Origin of the sequence: Pseudomonas nitroreducens (genome assembly GCF_014204515.1) — a bacterium.
GTDB classification, from domain to species: domain Bacteria; phylum Pseudomonadota; class Gammaproteobacteria; order Pseudomonadales; family Pseudomonadaceae; genus Pseudomonas; species Pseudomonas nitritireducens_A.
In genome coordinates, this window is sequence record NZ_JACHLI010000013.1 from 55,441 (window position 1) to 73,174 (window position 17,734).

The 17,734-nt window shown below is 66.3% G+C and carries 18 protein-coding genes; 10 read left to right on the forward strand and 8 right to left on the reverse strand.

What is annotated here, in order from left to right; genetic code table 11:
• Positions 1–10: 10 nt before the first annotated feature.
• From HNP46_RS17115 to HNP46_RS17125, 3 genes are all read right to left on the reverse strand, one after another.
• Positions 11–949, reverse strand: a complete 939-nt coding sequence (locus HNP46_RS17115; protein WP_184591079.1) for a GGDEF domain-containing protein — start codon at positions 947–949, stop codon at positions 11–13.
• Positions 950–1,100: 151 nt separating this feature from the next.
• The gene (locus HNP46_RS17120; RefSeq protein WP_184591081.1) at positions 1,101–2,993 is read right to left on the reverse strand and encodes an acyl-CoA synthetase; all 1,893 of its coding nucleotides are present in this window, start codon (positions 2,991–2,993) and stop codon (positions 1,101–1,103) included.
• A 31-nt stretch (positions 2,994–3,024) separates the two neighbouring features.
• Positions 3,025–3,678 carry an alpha/beta hydrolase gene (locus HNP46_RS17125; RefSeq protein WP_184591083.1) on the reverse strand — a complete coding sequence of 218 codons (654 nt, stop codon included), beginning with the start codon at positions 3,676–3,678 and terminating at the stop codon, positions 3,025–3,027.
• A gap of 512 nt (positions 3,679–4,190) precedes the next feature.
• Here HNP46_RS17125 and HNP46_RS17130 point away from each other — a divergent pair.
• The 5 genes from HNP46_RS17130 to pcsA all read left to right on the forward strand — a co-directional run bounded on the left by HNP46_RS17130 (position 4,191) and on the right by pcsA (position 9,436).
• The gene (locus tag HNP46_RS17130) at positions 4,191–5,219 is read left to right on the forward strand and encodes an amino acid ABC transporter substrate-binding protein (RefSeq protein WP_184591086.1); all 1,029 of its coding nucleotides are present in this window, start codon (positions 4,191–4,193) and stop codon (positions 5,217–5,219) included.
• A gap of 118 nt (positions 5,220–5,337) precedes the next feature.
• Positions 5,338–6,522 (forward strand): amino acid ABC transporter permease, encoded by a 1,185-nt coding sequence (locus HNP46_RS17135; protein ID WP_184591088.1) that lies wholly within the window; start codon positions 5,338–5,340, stop codon positions 6,520–6,522.
• A 10-nt stretch (positions 6,523–6,532) separates the two neighbouring features.
• Entirely contained in the window at positions 6,533–7,630 is a 1,098-nt protein-coding gene (locus tag HNP46_RS17140) for an amino acid ABC transporter permease (RefSeq protein ID WP_184591090.1), read from the forward strand.
• A gap of 12 nt (positions 7,631–7,642) precedes the next feature.
• Positions 7,643–8,419, forward strand: a complete 777-nt coding sequence (locus HNP46_RS17145) for an amino acid ABC transporter ATP-binding protein (protein ID WP_184591092.1) — start codon at positions 7,643–7,645, stop codon at positions 8,417–8,419.
• Positions 8,420–8,719: 300 nt separating this feature from the next.
• The gene (pcsA, locus tag HNP46_RS17150) at positions 8,720–9,436 is read left to right on the forward strand and encodes a phosphatidylcholine synthase (protein WP_184591094.1); all 717 of its coding nucleotides are present in this window, start codon (positions 8,720–8,722) and stop codon (positions 9,434–9,436) included.
• Positions 9,437–9,584: 148 nt separating this feature from the next.
• Here pcsA and HNP46_RS17155 read toward each other — a convergent pair whose 3' ends face one another.
• Complete coding sequence (locus HNP46_RS17155) at positions 9,585–10,541, reverse strand: GlxA family transcriptional regulator (RefSeq protein ID WP_184591097.1); 957 nt, start codon at positions 10,539–10,541, stop codon at positions 9,585–9,587.
• Between the two features lie 125 nt (positions 10,542–10,666).
• Between HNP46_RS17155 and HNP46_RS17160 the strand changes: the two genes are divergently transcribed.
• From HNP46_RS17160 to HNP46_RS17180, 5 genes are all read left to right on the forward strand, one after another.
• Positions 10,667–11,149 (forward strand): nuclear transport factor 2 family protein, encoded by a 483-nt coding sequence (locus HNP46_RS17160; RefSeq protein ID WP_184591099.1) that lies wholly within the window; start codon positions 10,667–10,669, stop codon positions 11,147–11,149.
• Between the two features lie 72 nt (positions 11,150–11,221).
• Positions 11,222–11,923, forward strand: coding sequence for a glutathione S-transferase C-terminal domain-containing protein (locus HNP46_RS17165; RefSeq protein WP_184591101.1), 702 nt, complete (start codon positions 11,222–11,224; stop codon positions 11,921–11,923).
• On the forward strand, positions 11,920–12,225 hold the full coding sequence (locus HNP46_RS17170; protein WP_184591103.1) for a GIY-YIG nuclease family protein: 306 nt from the start codon (positions 11,920–11,922) through the stop codon (positions 12,223–12,225). Before HNP46_RS17165 ends, HNP46_RS17170 begins: the two co-directional genes overlap by 4 nt.
• A gap of 63 nt (positions 12,226–12,288) precedes the next feature.
• Positions 12,289–13,224, forward strand: a complete 936-nt coding sequence (locus HNP46_RS17175; RefSeq protein WP_184591105.1) for a glutathione S-transferase family protein — start codon at positions 12,289–12,291, stop codon at positions 13,222–13,224.
• 113 nt (positions 13,225–13,337) lie between these two features.
• Positions 13,338–14,246, forward strand: coding sequence for a hypothetical protein (locus tag HNP46_RS17180; protein ID WP_184591107.1), 909 nt, complete (start codon positions 13,338–13,340; stop codon positions 14,244–14,246).
• Positions 14,247–14,560: 314 nt separating this feature from the next.
• On the opposite strand, the gene yejK is transcribed toward HNP46_RS17180, so the two are convergent.
• From yejK to HNP46_RS17200, 4 genes are all read right to left on the reverse strand, one after another.
• Positions 14,561–15,568, reverse strand: coding sequence for a nucleoid-associated protein YejK (gene yejK / locus HNP46_RS17185; RefSeq protein WP_184591109.1), 1,008 nt, complete (start codon positions 15,566–15,568; stop codon positions 14,561–14,563).
• 112 nt (positions 15,569–15,680) lie between these two features.
• Positions 15,681–15,965, reverse strand: a complete 285-nt coding sequence (locus tag HNP46_RS17190; protein ID WP_184591111.1) for a type II toxin-antitoxin system RelE/ParE family toxin — start codon at positions 15,963–15,965, stop codon at positions 15,681–15,683.
• Positions 15,955–16,194 (reverse strand): CopG family ribbon-helix-helix protein, encoded by a 240-nt coding sequence (locus HNP46_RS17195; protein ID WP_184591113.1) that lies wholly within the window; start codon positions 16,192–16,194, stop codon positions 15,955–15,957. The genes HNP46_RS17190 and HNP46_RS17195 overlap by 11 nt, the downstream gene beginning before the upstream one ends.
• A 118-nt stretch (positions 16,195–16,312) precedes the next feature.
• The gene (locus tag HNP46_RS17200; RefSeq protein ID WP_184591122.1) at positions 16,313–17,674 is read right to left on the reverse strand and encodes a TAXI family TRAP transporter solute-binding subunit; all 1,362 of its coding nucleotides are present in this window, start codon (positions 17,672–17,674) and stop codon (positions 16,313–16,315) included.
• Between the last annotated feature and the right edge of the window lie 60 nt (positions 17,675–17,734).

A 17,734-nucleotide genomic window follows, 5' to 3' on the forward strand; every position in this document is an offset into this window, starting at 1 on the left:
AGCTGCGATCTCAACCGCAGAGGCAGTTGCGGCCTTTCTGCTTGGCCTGGTAGAGGGCGCCGTCGGCGCGCTGGATGAGGCTGGGCAGGTTTTCCTGGAAGTCCATCTGGGCCAGGCCCAGGGACACGGTGACGCCGGGCAGGATGCCCACCGGGGAATAGAAGGAGGCGACCTGTTCCAGGCTCTGGCGCAGGCGGTTGCCGATGCGCCGGGCTTCCTCGATGGCGATCTCCGGGAGGAGGATGACGAACTCCTCGCCGCCGTAGCGCGCCATGCTGTCCTTGGGCCGCAGCTGGCTGCGCAGGGTGTGGGCGACCAGGCAGAGGGCGTAGTCGCCGGACAGGTGGCCGTGCTCGTCGTTGTAGTTCTTGAAGTGGTCGACGTCGAGCATGAGCATGCACAGCGGCTGCTCGTTGAAGGCGCAGCGGGTGCTCTCGCGGTCGTAGATGTGTTCCAGCCAGCGCCGGTTGAACAGCCCGGTGAGGGTGTCGATGTTGGCGTTCTGTTCGGTATCGAGAATGATCCGGTTGCCCTGGCGGACCCGCTCGCAGAGGACCGAGAGGAGGTTCTGCATGATCTGCGGGGATTGTTCGAACAGGCCGATCAGCGCCTCGCGGTGCAGGCGCAGTACGGTGGACGGTTCACTGGCGACGACGTAGGCAGAAGGGTGGTCGCTGTCGATGAAGCTGATCTCGCCGGCGCAGTCGCCGGGGCGCAGGGTGGTTACCGGCTGGTTGTCCAGGGAGCCCAGGTACACGGTCAGGTGCCCGGACAGCACCATATAAAGGAAATGGTTGCGGTTGAACGGCGACAGCAGGATTTCCCCGCGCTCCAGTTCACAGGCGCGGAATTCCTTGAGCAGCGTTTCCAGGTTGGCCGCGGCCACGTTCTGGAACAGGCGCAAATGCTGGACTTGGCGGACGTCCTCGTTCCACTGCGCGGCTTTCATCGTGCAGCGGAAGTCGGTAGGGGACTGATGATGTGCACGACTGACTCTCCCTGTAGTCCTCTTCGCACATTGAGCCATCAGTATTAGTCAGATTTGACTACTGGCAATTCGAGCTCAGCCCCGGCCGACCGGCGGTCGGCCGGGTGTTTCATCAGCTTTCCAGCAGCTCCATGTGCACGGCGTAACCGCCCAGGCGGTCGGCCAGTGCAGCGCGCAAGTCTGGGGCGAGGGCGCCGACGAACAGGCGGGCTTTCTGCCCATGGCGGTCATCGGCGAGCACCTCGATGCGCGGCGCCGGCGACAGGTGCCGGGTCTCTTCTTCCAGCACGCGACGGATGGCGTCCAGGCGCAGCGCCGGCTTGAAGGTCTTGCCCACCGCGGTGACCGGAATGGCGTCCAGCAGCCAGACGTCCTTGGGCACCGCCGCGCGCTCGGGCACATGCCGGGCGGCATGCTCCAGCAGCTCGGTCTCGCTGGCTTGCGCGCCGGGCTTGAGCTGGATGTACACCACCGGCAGCTCGCCGGCCTTCAGGCACGGCTTGCCGACGGCGGCGGCCATGGCCACGGCGGGGTGGCGGTGCAGGGCTTCCTCGATCATCTGCGGGTCGATGTTGTGCCCGCCACGGATGATCAGGTCCTTGCTGCGGCCGGTGAGCCAGATGTAGCCGTCGGCATCGATGCGGCCCAGGTCGCCGGTGTTGAACCAGTCGCCGTCGACCCAGATGTCCTGGTTCTTGCTGGCCTGCAGGTAGCCTTTGAAAATGGTTGGACCGCGCAGGCAGATGTTGCCGATCTCGTCCACGGCGGCGTCGCGCAGGTACTGGCCGTCGCCGCCGAGGATCACCGACTTCAGCTCGCAGTAGGGCAGACGCAGGCCGATGGAGCCGGGCCGGCGCTCGCCGCCGCGCGGGTTGCAACTGGTGCCGCAGGTGCCTTCGGTCATGCCGTAGCCTTCGATGACCTTGAGGCCGGTCTTGGCCTCGAACTGGCGGATCAGCTCCACCGGCATGGGCGCTGCGCCGCACAGGGCGAAGCGCAGGCTGGAGAGGTCGCGGCCCTCGCTGGGCACCTGTAGCAGGGCGGCATAGATGGTCGGCACACCGCTGAAGCTGGTGACCTTGTAGCGTTCCACCAGCTTCCAGAAATCCTGGATCAGTGTCGGGTTGCGGTAGCCCTGGGGGCCGGCGAGCAGCACTTCGCCGCCACGCATGAAGGGCGCGAGGCCGCTGACCATCACGCCGTTGACGTGGAACAGCGGCAGGCCGCAGAGCAGCACGTCGTGGCCGTCGTAATCGGAGTTCAGGCCCATGATCTCGGCCATCGCCACTTCGTTGAAGTGGCTGTGCGGCGCGAGCTTGGGCGTGCCGGTGGTGCCGCCGGTGTGGAAGTAGGAGGCGACTTCGTCCGGGCCGATCACCCGGCCGCTTTCCAGGTGGTCGGCCGGGCACTGGGCGAGCAGTTCGTCGAAGTCCAGAACGCCCTCGGGCAGCGCGCCGCGGGCGGCCTTGATCGCCGAACGCTGCGCTTCGGGCAGCAGGTTGGCGATGTCGACGGTGACGACGGCATTGAGCTCCGGCAGGTGCTCGCGCAGGCCGGCGACCTTGTCCCACAGCTCGGTGCCGGGGAAGGGCGCCAGGGTCACCAGCACCCGCGAGTCGGCGGCGCGGATCAGCTCGGCGATGTGCTCGGGGTCGAGCAGCGGGTTGATCGCGTTGACGATCCCCGCCGCTTCGCCGCCCCAGATCACGTAGTGGGTCTGCGGCAGGTTGGGCAGCAGGAACGACACCGCAGTGCCCGGTCTTACGCCCAGGCGGTGGAAGGCATTGGCCGCCTGGGTGACGCGGGCGAACAGCTCCGCGTAGCTGACCCGCACCGGCTCCTCGTCTGCCGAGCCCTGCAGCAGGCAGCTGAGGGCGGTGGACGGGCCGAACTGCTCGGCCGAGCGGCGCAGCAGTTCATAGGTGTTGGGCGGCAGGTTGCGGTCCGCCAGGGGCACCGCTTCCAGGGCTTCGACGTCACGCAGGCTGCTGATCGGGGCGTTCATGCTTGTTGTTGTTCTCCGCAGGGTCAGGGGATCACAGGCGCTCCCGCAGCCAGGCGCCGATATCGCCGAGTTCCTCGTTGCTCACTTCGTGGCTCATCGGGTAGGTGCGCCACTGGGCGGGCACCTCGTTGGCCTGCAGGAAGTCGTACGCGGCGCGGCCCATGGCCGGCGCCACCACGTCATCGAAAGTGCCATGCAGGCAGAGGGCGGACAGTTGTCTTTTTGTAGCCGGCAGGCTTATGCCTTCGCTGAATGTCGGGCCATAGGTGGACAGCGCCATGACCCCGCCCAGTTCGCCGTCCCAGCGCAGGTAGCCGGTGTGCAGCACCACGGCGCCGCCCTGGGAGAAGCCGGCGAGGATGATGCGCTGGGGCGCGATGCCCGCATCGATCTGCCCCTGGATCAGGGCGATCACCGTGTCGGCCGAGGCTTCCAGCTGGGCTTCGTCGATGGCGCGGGCCGGGGCCATGGCGAGGATGTCGTACCAGCTGGGCGCCGGCATGCCGTTGAACACGGTGACCGGGCGGGTCGGCGCCTGGGGAAGGATGAAGCGCGTGCGGGTGAAGCTGCGCTGCAGCATCTGTGCTACCGGCTCGAAGTCGTAACGGTCGGCGCCCAGGCCGTGCAACCAAATGACGCAGGAGTCGGCCGGTTGGGAGGGTTCGAGGATCAGGGGCTGGGTCATGCTTGCTCCAGGATGGGGCAGGCGCTCTAGGAAGGGGCGCTGCGGGTGGAATCGGCTGGGTGGGTCATGCAAGAAGATGTCGCATGGCCATAACTTGTGGGACTTGACTGCACGAAATTGTACGAAGCCTCGTGGGCTGGTACGCGCCTTGCTATCTCTCCCGGCAGGTCGTGCGGCCCCACTTCCGGTAACACTCTACCGACCCCATCCGGAAAGCTGTACCGGAAGTGGCGCCACCCAGGCCTTGGGCTGCTTCAGGGCCCGTCGCGCCGGCTGCGGTCAACAGTCGGCGCGACGGGCCTTCGCCTTCACACGCAATGATCCCTTGATACCCGTTCCAGTGCGCAAACCCCGCGCGCTCGAAGGTGTGTTCGCGGTTTCCGATAGGATTTTCGGAGCCGTCTAGACTCACTTTCAGGTCTCCATCCCGTTAGATGTCTTGCTGGTGCCTCACGAGGGTACGGCGGTGGAACCGGGACTCCAAAACACTAAAAAAGCAACGGAGAAGATCGATGAAGATGGTGAAATCCACCCTGGCAGTGCTGACCGCCGCTACCGTGTTCGGCATCAGCGGCCTCGCTCACGCGGGCGCTACCCTGGATGCTGTGAAGAAGAAAGGCTATGTGCAGTGCGGTATCAGTGACGGTCTTCCGGGCTTCTCCTACGCGGACGCCAATGGCCAGTACAAGGGCATCGACGTGGATGTCTGCCGCGCCGTGGCGGCGGCCGTGTTCGGCGACGCGAGCAAGGTCAAGTACAGCCCGCTGACCGCCAAGGAGCGTTTCACCGCGCTGCAGTCCGGCGAGATCGACATCCTCTCGCGCAACACCACCTGGACCAGTTCCCGCGACAGCGCCATGGGCCTGAACTTCGTCGGCGTGACCTACTACGACGGCCAGGGCTTCCTGGTGAACAAGAAGCTCGGCGTTTCCAGCGCCAAGGCCCTGGACGGCGCCACCGTGTGCATCCAGGCCGGCACCACCACCGAGCTCAATCTGTCCGACTACTTCCGCTCCAACAACCTCAAGTACACCCCCATCACCTACGACACCTCCGACGAGAGCGCCAAGTCGCTGGAATCCGGCCGTTGCGACGTGCTGACCTCCGACCAGTCGCAGCTGTACGCCCAGCGCATCAAGCTGGCCGCACCGGACGACTACGTGGTGCTGCCCGAAGTGATCTCCAAGGAGCCCCTTGGCCCGGCCGTGCGCCAGGGTGACGAGGAGTGGTTCGACATCGCCCGCTGGACGCTGTTCGCGATGCTCAACGCCGAGGAGCTGGGCATCGACTCGAAGAACGTCGAGGAACAGGCCAAGAGCACCAAGAACCCGGACGTCGCGCGTCTGCTCGGCGCCGAGGGCGACTACGGCAAGGACCTCAAGCTGCCCAAGGACTGGGCGGTGCAGATCGTCAAGCAAGTGGGTAACTATGGCGAGATCTTCGACCGCAACGTCGGCGACGGCAGCGAGCTGAAGATCAAGCGTGGCCTCAATGCCCAGTGGAACAAGGGTGGTCTGCAGTACGCACCGCCGGTGCGCTGACCTTACCCAGGCCGGCGCCCGGAGTGTGGGCGCCGGTCCGTTTCGATCGACGTGAAGCCTTCCGGGCGATCTCGGGCGTAGCCCCGTGGTCGCCCGGCGGCCTTCCGAGAGGGCTTACATGCAGAATTCCATCAAGGCCCGGCGCCCGCGGGGGGCATCGTTCAACGATCCCGTCGTGCGTGGCTGGGCATTCCAGATCATCGCCGTCATCGCTGTCCTGGCGATCGGCTGGTTCCTCTTCGACAACACCCAGACCAACCTCGCCCACCGCGGCATCCAGTCCGGTTTCGGCTTCCTCGACCACAGCGCCGGCTTCGGCATCTCCCAGCACCTGATCGACTACAGCGAAAGCGACACCTACGGACGGGTGTTCCTGGTCGGCCTGCTGAACACGCTGCTGGTCACGGTGGTGGGCATCTTCTTCGCCACCGTCCTGGGTTTCATCCTCGGTGTGGCGCGGCTGTCGCCCAACTGGCTGATCCGCAAGCTGGCGACCCTGTACATCGAGACCTTTCGCAACATCCCGCCGCTGCTGCAGATCTTCTTCTGGTACTTCGCCGTGCTCGGCCCGCTGCCGGGCCCGCGGCAGAGCATCAGCTTCGGCGACCTGTTCTTCGTCAACAACCGCGGCCTGCAGATGCCCGCGCCGATCGCCGCCGACGGCCTCGGCCCGTTCATCGTCGCGGTGATCCTGGCCCTGGTCGGCTGGGCGGTGGTGTGGAAGTGGGCCAAGGCCCGCCGGCATGCGACCGGCAAGGCCTTCCCGGTATTCCTCAGCGGCCTGGCGCTGCTGATCCTGATACCGGGCCTGGTGTCGCTGGTGGCCGGCGCACCGTTCCACTGGGATGTGCCGGTGCTGCAGGGCTTCAACTTCCGTGGCGGCTGGGTGGTGATCCCGGAACTGGTGTCCATCGTGCTGGCGCTGTCGGTCTATACCGCCGCCTTCATCGGCGAGACGGTGCGCGCCGGCATCCAGGCGGTCAGCCACGGTCAGACCGAAGCCGCCGGCTCCCTCGGTCTGCGCCCCGGGCAGACCCTGCGCCTGGTGATCATTCCGCAGGCGCTGCGGGTGATCATTCCGCCGCTCACCAGCCAGTACCTGAACCTGGCGAAGAACTCCTCGCTGGCGGCCGCCATCGGCTATCCGGACATGGTCTCGCTGTTCGCCGGCACGGTGCTCAACCAGACCGGCCAGGCCATCGAGACCATGGCCATCACCATGAGCGTGTACCTGGCCATCAGCATCAGCATTTCGCTGCTGATGAACTGGTACAACAAGCGCATCGCGCTGGTCGAGCGGTAGGGAGCCTTCCATGACAACGCATACCTTCAAGCCCGACCTGCCGCCACCGGCGATGAGCGTGGGCTTCCTGGGCTGGCTGCGCGCCAACCTGTTCTCCAGCTGGTTCAACACCCTGCTGACCCTGGTCGGTATCTACCTGGTCTACCTGATCCTGCCGCCGCTGCTGGAGTGGGCGATCATCAAGGCCGACTGGACCGGCAGCACCCGCGCCGACTGTTCCCGCGAGGGCGCCTGCTGGGTGTTCATCGGCTCGCGCTTTGGCCAGTTCATGTACGGCTTCTACCCCGAGGAGCTGCGCTGGCGCGTGGACCTCACCGTGCTGTTCGTGGTGTTCGGCGCGGCGCCGCTGTTCCTCAAGCGCTTCGCGTACAAGGTGAAGTACGGCCTGTGTTTCCTCGTGGCACTGCCGATCGTGGCCTACTGGCTGCTGCACGGCGGCTTCCTCGGCCTGGAAACCGTGCCCACCAGTGCCTGGGGCGGGCTGATGCTCACCGTGGTGATCGCTGCGGTCGGCATCTGCGGGGCGATGCCGCTGGGCATCCTGCTGGCGCTGGGGCGACGTTCGAAGATGCCGGCGATCAAGGTCATCTGCGTCACCACCATCGAATTCTGGCGCGGCGTGCCGCTGATCACCGTGCTGTTCATGTCCTCGGTGATGCTGCCGCTGTTCCTGCCCGAAGGCATGAACCTGGACAAGCTGCTGCGGGCCATGGTGATGGTGGTGCTGTTCGAGGCCGCCTACATCGCTGAGGTAGTGCGTGGCGGCATGCAGGCCATCCCCAAGGGCCAGTACGAAGCCGCGGCCGCCATGGGCCTGGGCTACTGGCGGACCATGGGCCTGGTGATCCTGCCGCAGGCGCTGAAGCTGGTGATCCCCGGCATCGTCAACACCTTCATCGCGCTGTTCAAGGACACGAGCCTGGTGATCATCATCGGCCTGTTCGACTTCCTCAACAGCATCAAGCGCGCCACCGCGGACCCGGCCTGGCTGGGCATGGCCACCGAAGGCTATGTGTTCGCCGCGGTCGTCTACTGGATTTTCTGTTTCGGCATGTCCCGCTACTCCATGCACCTGGAGCACAAGCTGGACACCGGCCACAAGCGTTAGGAGTGAATCGTCATGTCTGAAGCCACCAACAAGACCGCGCAGCCGGCCATCGGCGATCACGTGATGATCACCATGAAGGGCGTGAACAAGTGGTACGGCCAGTTCCACGTGCTCAAGGACATCAACCTGGAGGTCAAGCAGGGCGAGCGTATCGTGCTCTGCGGGCCGTCCGGTTCGGGCAAGTCCACCACCATCCGCTGCATCAACCGCCTGGAGGAACACCAGCAGGGCAGCATCGTGGTCGACGGCACCGAGCTGACCAACGACCTCAAGCAGATCGAGGCGATCCGCAGCGAGGTCGGCATGGTGTTCCAGCACTTCAACCTGTTCCCGCACCTGACCGTGCTGCAGAACTGCATCCTGGCGCCGATGTGGGTGCGCAAGCTGCCCAAGCGCCAGGCCGAGGAAGTCGCCATGCATTACCTGGAGCGCGTACGCATCCCCGAGCAGGCGCACAAGTTCCCCGGCCAGCTCTCCGGCGGCCAGCAGCAGCGCGTGGCGATCGCTCGCGCGCTGTGCATGAAGCCGAAGATCATGCTGTTCGACGAACCCACCTCGGCGCTCGACCCGGAAATGGTCAAGGAAGTGCTCGACACCATGATCGGCCTGGCGCAGAGCGGCATGACCATGCTCTGCGTGACCCACGAGATGGGCTTCGCCCGCACCGTGGCGAACCGGGTGATCTTCATGGACAAGGGCGAGATCGTCGAACAGGCGCCGCCGGACCAGTTCTTCGACAATCCGCAGTCGGATCGGACCAAGCTGTTCCTCAGTCAGATCCTGCACTGACAGCAGGCTTTTCGTCGGAGCGAGCTTGCTCGCGAACAGACTTCCCGGCCACCTCGGTGTCGGGCGGTTCGCGAGCAGGCTCGCTCTTGCAGGCATGGCCTGTCACGCTCGTCTCCCCCGATGGCAGGCCACCGCCGCAACGGCGTATGCTGGCGCTTCCACCGCAACAAGGTGCGACTCTCGAAAAACCGGCTGAACTCGGCCGTCGGATCGGTGTTCCCATGTGCAGTGGTTTGTCAGGGATGGGCTACCGTTTGAAGTAGCTCCCCTGCATCCGCCGTCCAAAGGAAGAGAGCCGACGTGAACCTGATCCTATCGCCATTGAACCTCAGCAAAGCCAAGGCCTGGGGCGCCCACGCGGTGACCTCAAGCGGTGTCATCCTCGCCCTGCTGGCGCTGCTCGCGCTGGTCGACAACAAGCCCCAGGCCTGCCTGCTGTGGCTGGGCGCGGCGCTGCTGGTGGACGGCCTGGACGGCACCCTGGCGCGCAAGTTCGACGTCAAGGCGGTGCTGCCGCACTTCGATGGCTCCACCCTCGACCTGGTGATCGACTACCTCACCTACGTGTTCATCCCGGCGATCTTCATCTACCGCTACGTGCCGCTGCCGATGCACACCGAGCTGCTGGCGGTGGGGTTGATCCTGGTGTCTTCGCTGTTCTGCTTCTGCAACGTCAACATGAAGAGCAAGGACAACTACTTCGTCGGCTTCCCCGCGGCGTGGAACGTGGTCGCCGTGTACTTCTTCGTGCTCGACCTGCACCCCTGGGTGAGCTTCGTCACCGTACTGGTGCTGGCCGCGCTGACCCTCACCCGCATGAAGTTCCTGCACCCGTTCCGCGTGCGCCAGTTCATGCCGCTGAACATCGCCGTGACCTTCGTCTGGATGCTCAGCAGCGCGCTGCTGATCCTCCAGCATCCGGTCGACCAGTCCTGGCTGCTGGGCCTGTGGTTCGCCGCCTCGGCCTACTTCGTCGGCGTCTGCGTGTGGCGCACGGCGATGGAGTGGTTCCACTGACCGACCCGGATTCGCGATGTTCTCCTATGTAGGATGGTGTGGAGCGAAGCGATACCCATCGATAACCCGTGCAACGAACAGCATGGGTGTCGCAAGCTCGCGGAACGCCGCCCGACCCATCCTACGGTTCCGCATCCTTCCAGGCTTCTTATGCCTGCCGCCCCATCAGCCTCTGCCGGAAAGCCCCCGGCGTCTCCCCGCAAACCTGCTTGAACAGCCGCGCAAAGCTCGCCCGGTCGGCATAGCCGACATCGCTGGCGATGCGTTCCAGCGAGCGTGCCGGATCACCCAGAGCCTGTTGCGCCGAGGCGATGCGCAGGCGCTGCACATAGTCGTTTGGTGACATCCCCACCTGCTCGCGGAAGCGCCGCAACAGCGTGCGGGTGGAACAGTGCACGCGCAGCGCCAGGCTGGCGAGGTCGAAGGGCTGGGCGTAGTTGTCCTCCAGCCAGGCCAGCAGCGGCTCCAGGGCCGAGCCGGGCGGCAGCGGGTCGGGCAACAGCGGGGTGAAGCGTCGCTGGCGCCCGCGTCCATGCTCGAACACCAGGGTTGCCGCCGCGCGCCGCGCCAGTGCCGCGCCGGCGTGGCGCTCGATCAGGTACAGGCACAGGTCCAGCCCGGCCTGGGCGCCACCGGAGCACAGACGCCCGGCGTCATCGGTGCACAGCGCGTCGATGTCCAGCCGTACCTGGGGATAACGTTCGCGGAAGGCGCTTTCGAGCGCCCAGTGGGTGGTGGCGCGGCGGCCGTCGAGCACGCCGGCCTCGGCCAGCAGGAAGGCGCTGCTGCACAGGCTGCCCAGCTGCACGCTGGACGGCGCCTGGCGCATCCAGGCGAGCAGCGGCTGGTTGCTGGCGAAGGTGCTGGCGAAGTCTGCGCCGGTCGCCGGGATCAGCAGCAGGTCGCAGCGAGCGGCGAGGTCCAGGCCGCCTTCCACCGCCACACGGCCGAAGGGCAGCTCCACCGGCGCGCCGTCGGCGCTGACCCGCAGCACCTCGAAGCGGCGTTCGCCGGCCAGGCGGTTGGCCAGCTGGAAGCTGTCCATGGCCAGGCCGAGGCTGGAACACAGGGTTTGCGGGCAGACGAACAGGGCTATCCTGAACATGGCGTCTCGCTTGGCTCGGGCGATGGGGGTTGGCGCTATCGATCACAATGTTGTCGATATTGCCAATGGTGTCCAGTGGCGCTGCAGCGCAAACTGTATCCAGACCTTACTCGAGCGAACCCGCCATGGCCCACCCCAATGCCCAGTTGATCGAACGCTTCTACCAGGCCTTCCAGCGCCGCGATGGCGCCGCCATGGCCGCCTGCTACAGCGCCGACGTGCACTTCAGCGATCCGGTATTCACCGACCTGCGCGGTGCCGAGGCCGGCGACATGTGGCGGATGCTCACTGCCCGCGCCGAGGATTTCTCCCTCAGCTACGAAGGCGTGGAAGCCGATGACACGCGCGGTTCCGCACGCTGGGTGGCGTCCTACACCTTCAGCCAGACCGGCCGCCGGGTGGTCAACCGCATCCAGGCCCGCTTCGAATTCCGCGACGGGCAGATCTGCCGACACGTCGACACTTTCGACCTCTGGCAGTGGTCGCGGCAGGCCCTCGGCGCCAAGGGAGCCCTACTGGGCTGGGCTTCTCCGGTGCAGGCGGCGATCCGCAAACAGGCCGCCAAAGGGCTGGCGCTGTACCGTTCGCGCCCGCCGGCAAAAGCCTGAAGCGGGCCGCAAGGCTCGCCCGTGGCGGCCGGATAGGCTTAAATGACAGGCGACTGAGAGCCGGACGCCGCCATGATCACACTTTTCCAGTTCCCGCCCGCCTTCAACGTACCCAACGTCAGCCCCTTCTGCCTGAAGCTTGAAACCTTCCTCCGCCTCGCCGGGCTGGAGTATCAGGTCAAGCACGTGATGGACCCGCGCAAGGGGCCCAAGGGCAAGCTGCCGTTCATTACGCTGGATGGCAAACCCATCGCCGACACGGCGATCATCATGCGTACCCTGCAGCAGTACTACGAATTCGACCTCGACGCCGGCCTCGACGCCCGCGGCCGTGGCTGGGCGGTGTCGATCACCCGCCTGTGCGACGAGCACCTGGTGCCGCTGCTGGTGTACTTCCGCTGGCTCGACGAGCAGGGCTTCCGTCAGGTGAAGGAGGTGATGTTCCGTGGCGTGCCCGCACCGCTGCGGCCGGTGGTGGGCGCGATGCTGCAGCGCAAGATCCGCGGCGACCTCAAGGGCCGCGGCCTGCTGCGCCACAGCCGCGAGGAGCTGCTGGGCTTCGCCCGTGACGACCTCGAAGCCCTGGACGGCATGCTCGGCGACCTGCCGTACTTCGGTGGCGCCAAGCCGTGCAGCGCAGACGCCGCCACCTACGGCGTGCTGGCCAACCTGATCCTCAGCACCCTGGAAACCCCGCTCAACGACATGGCGCGCAGCTACGAGCGCCTGGTCGCCTACTGTGACCGCATGCAGGCGCGGGTCTGGGCGTCGTGACCGTCGCCGAGCCCAAACCCTGGTTCGTCTACCTGGTGCGCGCCGAGAACGGCGCGCTCTACTGCGGCATCAGCGATGACGCCCAGCGCCGCTTCGAAACCCACCGCACCGGCAAGGGCGCGCGCTTCTTCCACTCCAGTCCCGCCCAGGCGCTGGTCTATGTCGAGGCCTGCCCGGGCAAGGGCGATGCCCTGCGCCGCGAGCGCGCGATCAAGGCGCTGACCAAGCGGGCCAAGGAGCGCCTGGTGCTGGCCGGCCCCTTCACCATCAGCGCCGTGGATGTCGTCCCATCCGAGGGATGAGGTAGGACTCATCCTACGTACGGGTTAAGCTGCCGGACCACCTTCCGGCCGCTGGAGCCCACCATGTCCGAGCTGATCCTGCACCACTATCCGACTTCGCCCTTCGCCGAGAAGGCGCGTCTGCTGCTGGGCTTCAAGCAGCTGTCGTGGCGTTCGGTGCACATCCCGCCGCTGATGCCCAAGCCGGACCTGATGCCGCTCACCGGCGGCTACCGCAAGACCCCGGTGCTGCAGGTCGGCGCTGACATCTACTGCGACACCGCGCTGATCGCCCGCCGTCTGGAACAGGAAAAAGCCGTACCGGCGCTGTTCCCCGAAGGCCACGAGTTCACCTCGTCCAGCTTCGCCCTGTGGGTCGACTCGGTGATCTTCCAGCATGCCGTCAGCCTGGTGTTCCAGCCCGAATCCATCGCCATGCGCTTCGGCAAGCTGCCGCCGGAATTCCTCAAGGCCTTCGTCGCCGACCGCAGCCAGCTGTTCAGCGGCGGCACCGCCAGCAAGCTGTCGGCCGAGCAGGCCAAGCACCAGTGGCCGGTATTCATGGCGCGCATCGAGGAGCAGCTGTCCCGCGAGGAGGGCGACTTCCTCTTCGGTGAGCCTTCCATTGCCGATTTCTCCCTGGCCCACTGCCTGTGGTTCGTCAAGGCCACGCCGGTGACCGCGCCGCTGGTGGATGCCTACCCGGCGGTCAGCGCCTGGCTGGGCCGGGTGCTGGGCTTCGGCCACGGCTCGCCCAGCGAGATGAGCGCCGAGGACGCCATCGCCGTGGCCCGCGACAGCCAGCCAGCGCCGCTGCCACAGGAGGATTTCGTTGACCCCAACGGCTTCAAGGCGGGCCAGCGCGTGGTGATCGCCGCCACCGACTACGGCTGCGATCCGGTGGAGGGCGAACTGGTGCATGCCGGGCTGGAAAGCCTGGTGCTGCGCCGCGAGGACCCACGCGCCGGCACCGTCCATGTGCACTTCCCGCGCGTGGGCTTCGGCATCCGCGCGATCTGATCGGTCTGCCAGCGCCGTCCGCTGCTCCACGGCGGACTGTGCGCTGGTCGCTTGAGGCGTCTGCCGCGGGCGTCTAAGGTGCAACTCTCGTTGCCCGACAGAGGACGCCGCGCATGCAGGCCTACGACATCGAACTGCTGAAACATTCCACGCCCGCCGCTGGAGAGGAACTCCAGGGCTGGTGCTTCGGCCTGCCGCCGGGCATCGCGCCCGAGCAATGGCCGCTGGACCCGGACACCGGTTACCCGCTGATGCACGGCTTGACCCTGCGCCTGCCCGAGGACTATCGGGTGCACGGCCCGGAGATCGTCGCGCTGAGCTTCTTCTCGCTGGCGCCGGACCAGAACGACGGCGGTCCGAGCTCGGTGGATGGCATCGCCGAGCAGATCGTCTCGCCCGGCCAGCAGCCACCGGCCGACCCGCAGTTGCTGCCGTTCTGGCAGGCAGGCCGCGCCAGTCACCCGCGCCTGCACCGGATGGAGGACATCCTTGGCGGTGCGTACGCGGTGATCCTGCTCACCGAGGGCGAATTCAACGGCGCGCCCTGCCAGCCGCCGCGACTGCCCGAAGGCAATGCCCTGCTGGCGCAGACCGACGCGCCGCTGTGGCTCAAGGGCGGCTCCGCCAGCACCTTCAGCGAACACGTGCGCGAAGGCGACTTCCTCCACCGGCTGTTCGGCGGCATCCCCCAGCCGGGCCTGGACGTGCGCTACCTGCTGCGCTGGACTCCGCGCGCCAGCGACCCCAACGCCGGGATCAAGCCCGACGAATACGGCGAGACGGATTACCAGCAGTTCTATTACTGGGAGAACAACGACATCCACCGCGACAACTACCGCGAACACCCCTGGAGCCAGGGCCACCAGCCCAACCACATCGGCGGCACCATGCGCCCGGTGCAGGGCATGCCGGACATCAGCGCCTTCTACATCGGCTTCGAGGAATACCTGGGCGGCTACAACTTCGGCAGTGGCAACGCCCAGCTGGACTTCCGCGACATGAAGATCGACTGGGCCTGCTGACTCAGCCGGCGCCAGTGGGTTTCGTAGGAGCGGACTCTGTCCGCGATAGGCACGCGGCGGCTGGAGGACATCGCGGATGAATCCGCTCCTACGGGGCTGCTCCGGTATTTCCGGGTGCGTGGGGCGTACGAAGTAATCAATTGACCTGTCGAGCTCTCTGCCGTGCAGGTTCGCGAGCAAGCTCGCTCCTACAGGCAGCCGGCCAGCGTGGTGCGCTTTTCGTAGGAGCGAGCTTGCTCGCGAACTGCCCAGCGCCAGAGCCGCAGGCACAAAAAAGCCCATCTCAGGATGGGCTTTTTTCGTCAGCGCGGACCTCAGTCCTTGCGGCGCTTCAACTGGTCCTGCAGCTGGGTCGGCAGGCCGCGGATGATCAGCATGTCGCGCGCCTCGTCGTACTCCACCTTGCTGCCCAGCAGGTGCGCCTCGAAGCTGATCGACAGCCCCTCGGCACGGCCGGTGAAGCGGCGAAACTGGTTGAGGGTGCGCTTGTCCGCCGGGATTTCCGGCGACAGGCCGTAGTCCTTGTTGCGGATGTAGTCGTAGAAGGCGCGCGGCGCCTGGTCGTCCATCAGCTCGGAGAGTGCGTCCAGGGCCATCGGCTCGCCGATCTTGGCCTGGCTGGTGGCGTAGTCCACCAGTACGTCGGTCTTCTCGCGGGCCTGCTCTTCGGGCAGGTCTTCGCTTTCCACGAAGTCGCTGAAGGCCTTGAGCAGGGTGCGCGTCTCGCTCGGGCCGTCGACGCCCTCGGTGCAGCCGATGAAGTCGCGGAAGTAGTCCGAGACCTTCTTGCCGCCCTTGCCCTTGATGAACGAGATGTACTGCTTGGACGTCTTGTTGTTCTGCCATTCGGAAATGTTGATCCGCGCCGCCATGTGCAGCTGGCCCAGGTCCAGGTGGCGCGACGGGGTCACTTCCAGCGCGTCGGTCACCGCCACGCCTTCGCTGTGGTGCAGCAGGGCGATGGACAGGTAGTCGGTCATGCCCTGCTGGTAATGGCAGAACAGCACGTGGCCGCCGGTGGAGAGGTTGGACTCCTCCATCAGCGTCTTCAGGTGCTCCACCGCCTGCTTGGAGAAGGCGACGAAATCCTTGCCGCTGTCCAGGTACTCGCTCAGCCAGCCGCTGAACGGGTAGGCGCCAGACTCGCCCTGGAACAGGCCCCAGGCCTTGTTCGGCTTGGCGTTGTAGCTTTCGTTGAGATCGGCCATCAGGTTCTCGATGGCCTGGGAGTCGCCCAGCTCGGCGTCGCGCGCGTGCAGCGTCGCGGGGTTGCCGTCGGGCTTCTTGTCAATCAGGTGGACGATGGCGTGACGAATCGGCATGGCGGACCCGGATGTTCAGTGCCGGCGGCGCAGCGCGCATCGAAGCGGCGGCGGGGCGGGCGGATGGGAAAACGCCAGAGTTTACCCGACAAGGCAGCAGGATGCGCGACGCTTACCAGCGTACCGGTGGCAAGCGACGGGTGTGAAAGATGCGCAGGACCTGCAGGCGCCCACTACGGATGCGGTAGGGAATCAGGTAGGGATGGCTGTTCATCACCCATTCGCGAGTGCCGGGAATCCGGCCTTCCCGGCCGGCGGCGGGGTTGCCGGCCAGCAGTTCGATATCCGCCAGCACGGCGCTGACGAAGGTTCGCGCAGCGGCAGGGTTGTCCTGGGCGATGTAGCTGGCTTCGCTGTCGAGGTTGCGCAGCGCGGTGCGCAGCCACTCAATCCGCATCGCGCGCCCACTTGTTGAGAATGGCCTTCACCTCGGCGTCGCTGGCGAAGTCGCCGGCATCGGCCTCGGCGATGGCCTGCTGGATTTCGCCAATCTGCCAGGACTCGCGCATCAGGTACTCCTCCAGCGCCTGGGCGGCGAGGAAGTTCTTGCTGCGGCCGGTGGCCTCGGCCAGCTTGGCGAGCGTTTCGGACTGGTCGTCCGACAGGCGCAAAGACATGACGGGCATGGAGCACCTCATGTGTAGTGGTTTGGAGGTGTAGTGACTTGCACTACAAGATACTACAACCCACTACAGTTGCTGCATTCGCCTGTCGGCTGCAGCGCTTTCCGATACTCGTGCCGGCTCAATCTGCCGGCACCAGCCCCTCGTCGCGCTCGCGCCGATTGCGCCGCAGCTGGCGCAGGCGGCGGATCACGTAGTTCAGGTGCAGGTGGAGCTCGTAGAGCTCGTTGTAGTAGGACAGCGGCACCTCGACCTTGGCCAACTCGGCCTCCAGCTGTTCCAGGCGTTCGATCTCGCTGCTCAGCTCGGCGCTGCCGGTGCGTTCGTCCAGGCGCCGGTCGATCTCGCGCAGGTAGCGGTACCAGCGGTAGATGCGCGCGCGGATGCGCCAGCGGTACAGCGGGCCGATGGACTTCATCAGCGGGATGAGGATGGCGATGAAGGGAATCAGCAGGATGATGTAGCGGTCCGCCAGCGAGGCGATGCGGAACGGCAGGAAGCGCTGCAGCAACGGCGGGCCGCTCTTGTAGTAGCGCTCGGCGTCTTCCTGCAGGGCCAGGGTGCGTGGCTCGGCGGCGGGGAAGGCGGCGGCCGGGTCGAGCAGGGTGCCGCTCTTCATCACTTCCCGCGCTGCTTCGAGGATCAACGGGGTCAGCGCCGGGTGGAAGGCACCGTTGACCACCAGGGTAGCCACCGGCGAAAGCGTGGCGAGGTCCTGGTCGGGCACGTTCTGCGCCAGGTTCAGCAGGCCCTCGCTGACCTCCACGCGCTTGAGGAAGGGAATGCGCGCCTCGTAGGCATGGGCGCGGCGAAAACCGGCGAGCTTGAGTTCGCCACTGGCGGCCAACCTCTGGATCAGCGGGTTTTCCGCCGGACCGACGAAGAAGGCGGCGTCCAGTTCTCCGGCCAGCAGTTCATTGGCCACAGCATTGCCGCCACGCGCCTGCCAGCCGGCGGGCAGCGGCTCGGTGGGAATCTCGTTGGCTTTGAGGATCGCCTGGGTCACCGCCTCGGTGCCGCTGCCGGCGCCGCCGATGGCCACGCGCAGGGCGAGAAGGTCGGCGAGGCGGTCGATCTTCGCCTCGCGACGCTGGAACAGCCACAGCGGCTCCTGGAACATCGCGCCGAGGGTTTGCAGGTGGGCGCGCTGCTTGGCGTCGAGCTGCAGCTCCTGGCCGCTCTGCACCAGCGCCAGGTCCACGCCGCTCTGGCCGTCCAGCAGTTTGCCGAGGTTCTCCTTCGAGCCGGAAGTGCGTACCAGCTGCAGGTCGAACCCCTGCTTGGCCAGCTCCTCCTTCAAGCGCTGGCCGAACACCGCGTAGCCGCCACCCGGCGCGCCGGTGGCCAGGGTGGCGCTCATCGGCGGCGGCGGGGCGACGAAATAGAAGACCGCGGCGACCAGCGCCGCCAGCACCGGCACCAGCCAGAGGTTGGCGCGGACCAGGATGGCGAGGTCCTTGAGCATGTTCAGAAGGCGTTGCATGGGGAGTCCTTGTGACGACGTGCTGTCCTGAAAAGATAGCCAGCCTGCGCGGCGGTGGCC

What these genes read in the sequence shown, in the direction of transcription:
- HNP46_RS17115 (WP_184591079.1), bottom strand. Translation starts at nt 949, where the DNA reads ATGAAAGCCGCGCAGTGGAACGAGGACGTCCGCCAAGTCCAGCATTTG.
- HNP46_RS17120 (WP_184591081.1), bottom strand. Translation starts at nt 2,993, where the DNA reads ATGAACGCCCCGATCAGCAGCCTGCGTGACGTCGAAGCCCTGGAAGCG.
- HNP46_RS17125 (WP_184591083.1), bottom strand. Translation starts at nt 3,678, where the DNA reads ATGACCCAGCCCCTGATCCTCGAACCCTCCCAACCGGCCGACTCCTGC.
- HNP46_RS17130 (WP_184591086.1), top strand. Translation starts at nt 4,191, where the DNA reads ATGAAGATGGTGAAATCCACCCTGGCAGTGCTGACCGCCGCTACCGTG.
- HNP46_RS17135 (WP_184591088.1), top strand. Translation starts at nt 5,338, where the DNA reads ATGCAGAATTCCATCAAGGCCCGGCGCCCGCGGGGGGCATCGTTCAAC.
- HNP46_RS17140 (WP_184591090.1), top strand. Translation starts at nt 6,533, where the DNA reads ATGACAACGCATACCTTCAAGCCCGACCTGCCGCCACCGGCGATGAGC.
- HNP46_RS17145 (WP_184591092.1), top strand. Translation starts at nt 7,643, where the DNA reads ATGTCTGAAGCCACCAACAAGACCGCGCAGCCGGCCATCGGCGATCAC.
- HNP46_RS17155 (WP_184591097.1), bottom strand. Translation starts at nt 10,541, where the DNA reads ATGTTCAGGATAGCCCTGTTCGTCTGCCCGCAAACCCTGTGTTCCAGC.
- HNP46_RS17160 (WP_184591099.1), top strand. Translation starts at nt 10,667, where the DNA reads ATGGCCCACCCCAATGCCCAGTTGATCGAACGCTTCTACCAGGCCTTC.
- HNP46_RS17165 (WP_184591101.1), top strand. Translation starts at nt 11,222, where the DNA reads ATGATCACACTTTTCCAGTTCCCGCCCGCCTTCAACGTACCCAACGTC.
- HNP46_RS17175 (WP_184591105.1), top strand. Translation starts at nt 12,289, where the DNA reads ATGTCCGAGCTGATCCTGCACCACTATCCGACTTCGCCCTTCGCCGAG.
- HNP46_RS17180 (WP_184591107.1), top strand. Translation starts at nt 13,338, where the DNA reads ATGCAGGCCTACGACATCGAACTGCTGAAACATTCCACGCCCGCCGCT.
- yejK (WP_184591109.1), bottom strand. Translation starts at nt 15,568, where the DNA reads ATGCCGATTCGTCACGCCATCGTCCACCTGATTGACAAGAAGCCCGAC.
- HNP46_RS17190 (WP_184591111.1), bottom strand. Translation starts at nt 15,965, where the DNA reads ATGCGGATTGAGTGGCTGCGCACCGCGCTGCGCAACCTCGACAGCGAA.
- HNP46_RS17195 (WP_184591113.1), bottom strand. Translation starts at nt 16,194, where the DNA reads ATGCCCGTCATGTCTTTGCGCCTGTCGGACGACCAGTCCGAAACGCTC.
- HNP46_RS17200 (WP_184591122.1), bottom strand. Translation starts at nt 17,674, where the DNA reads ATGCAACGCCTTCTGAACATGCTCAAGGACCTCGCCATCCTGGTCCGC.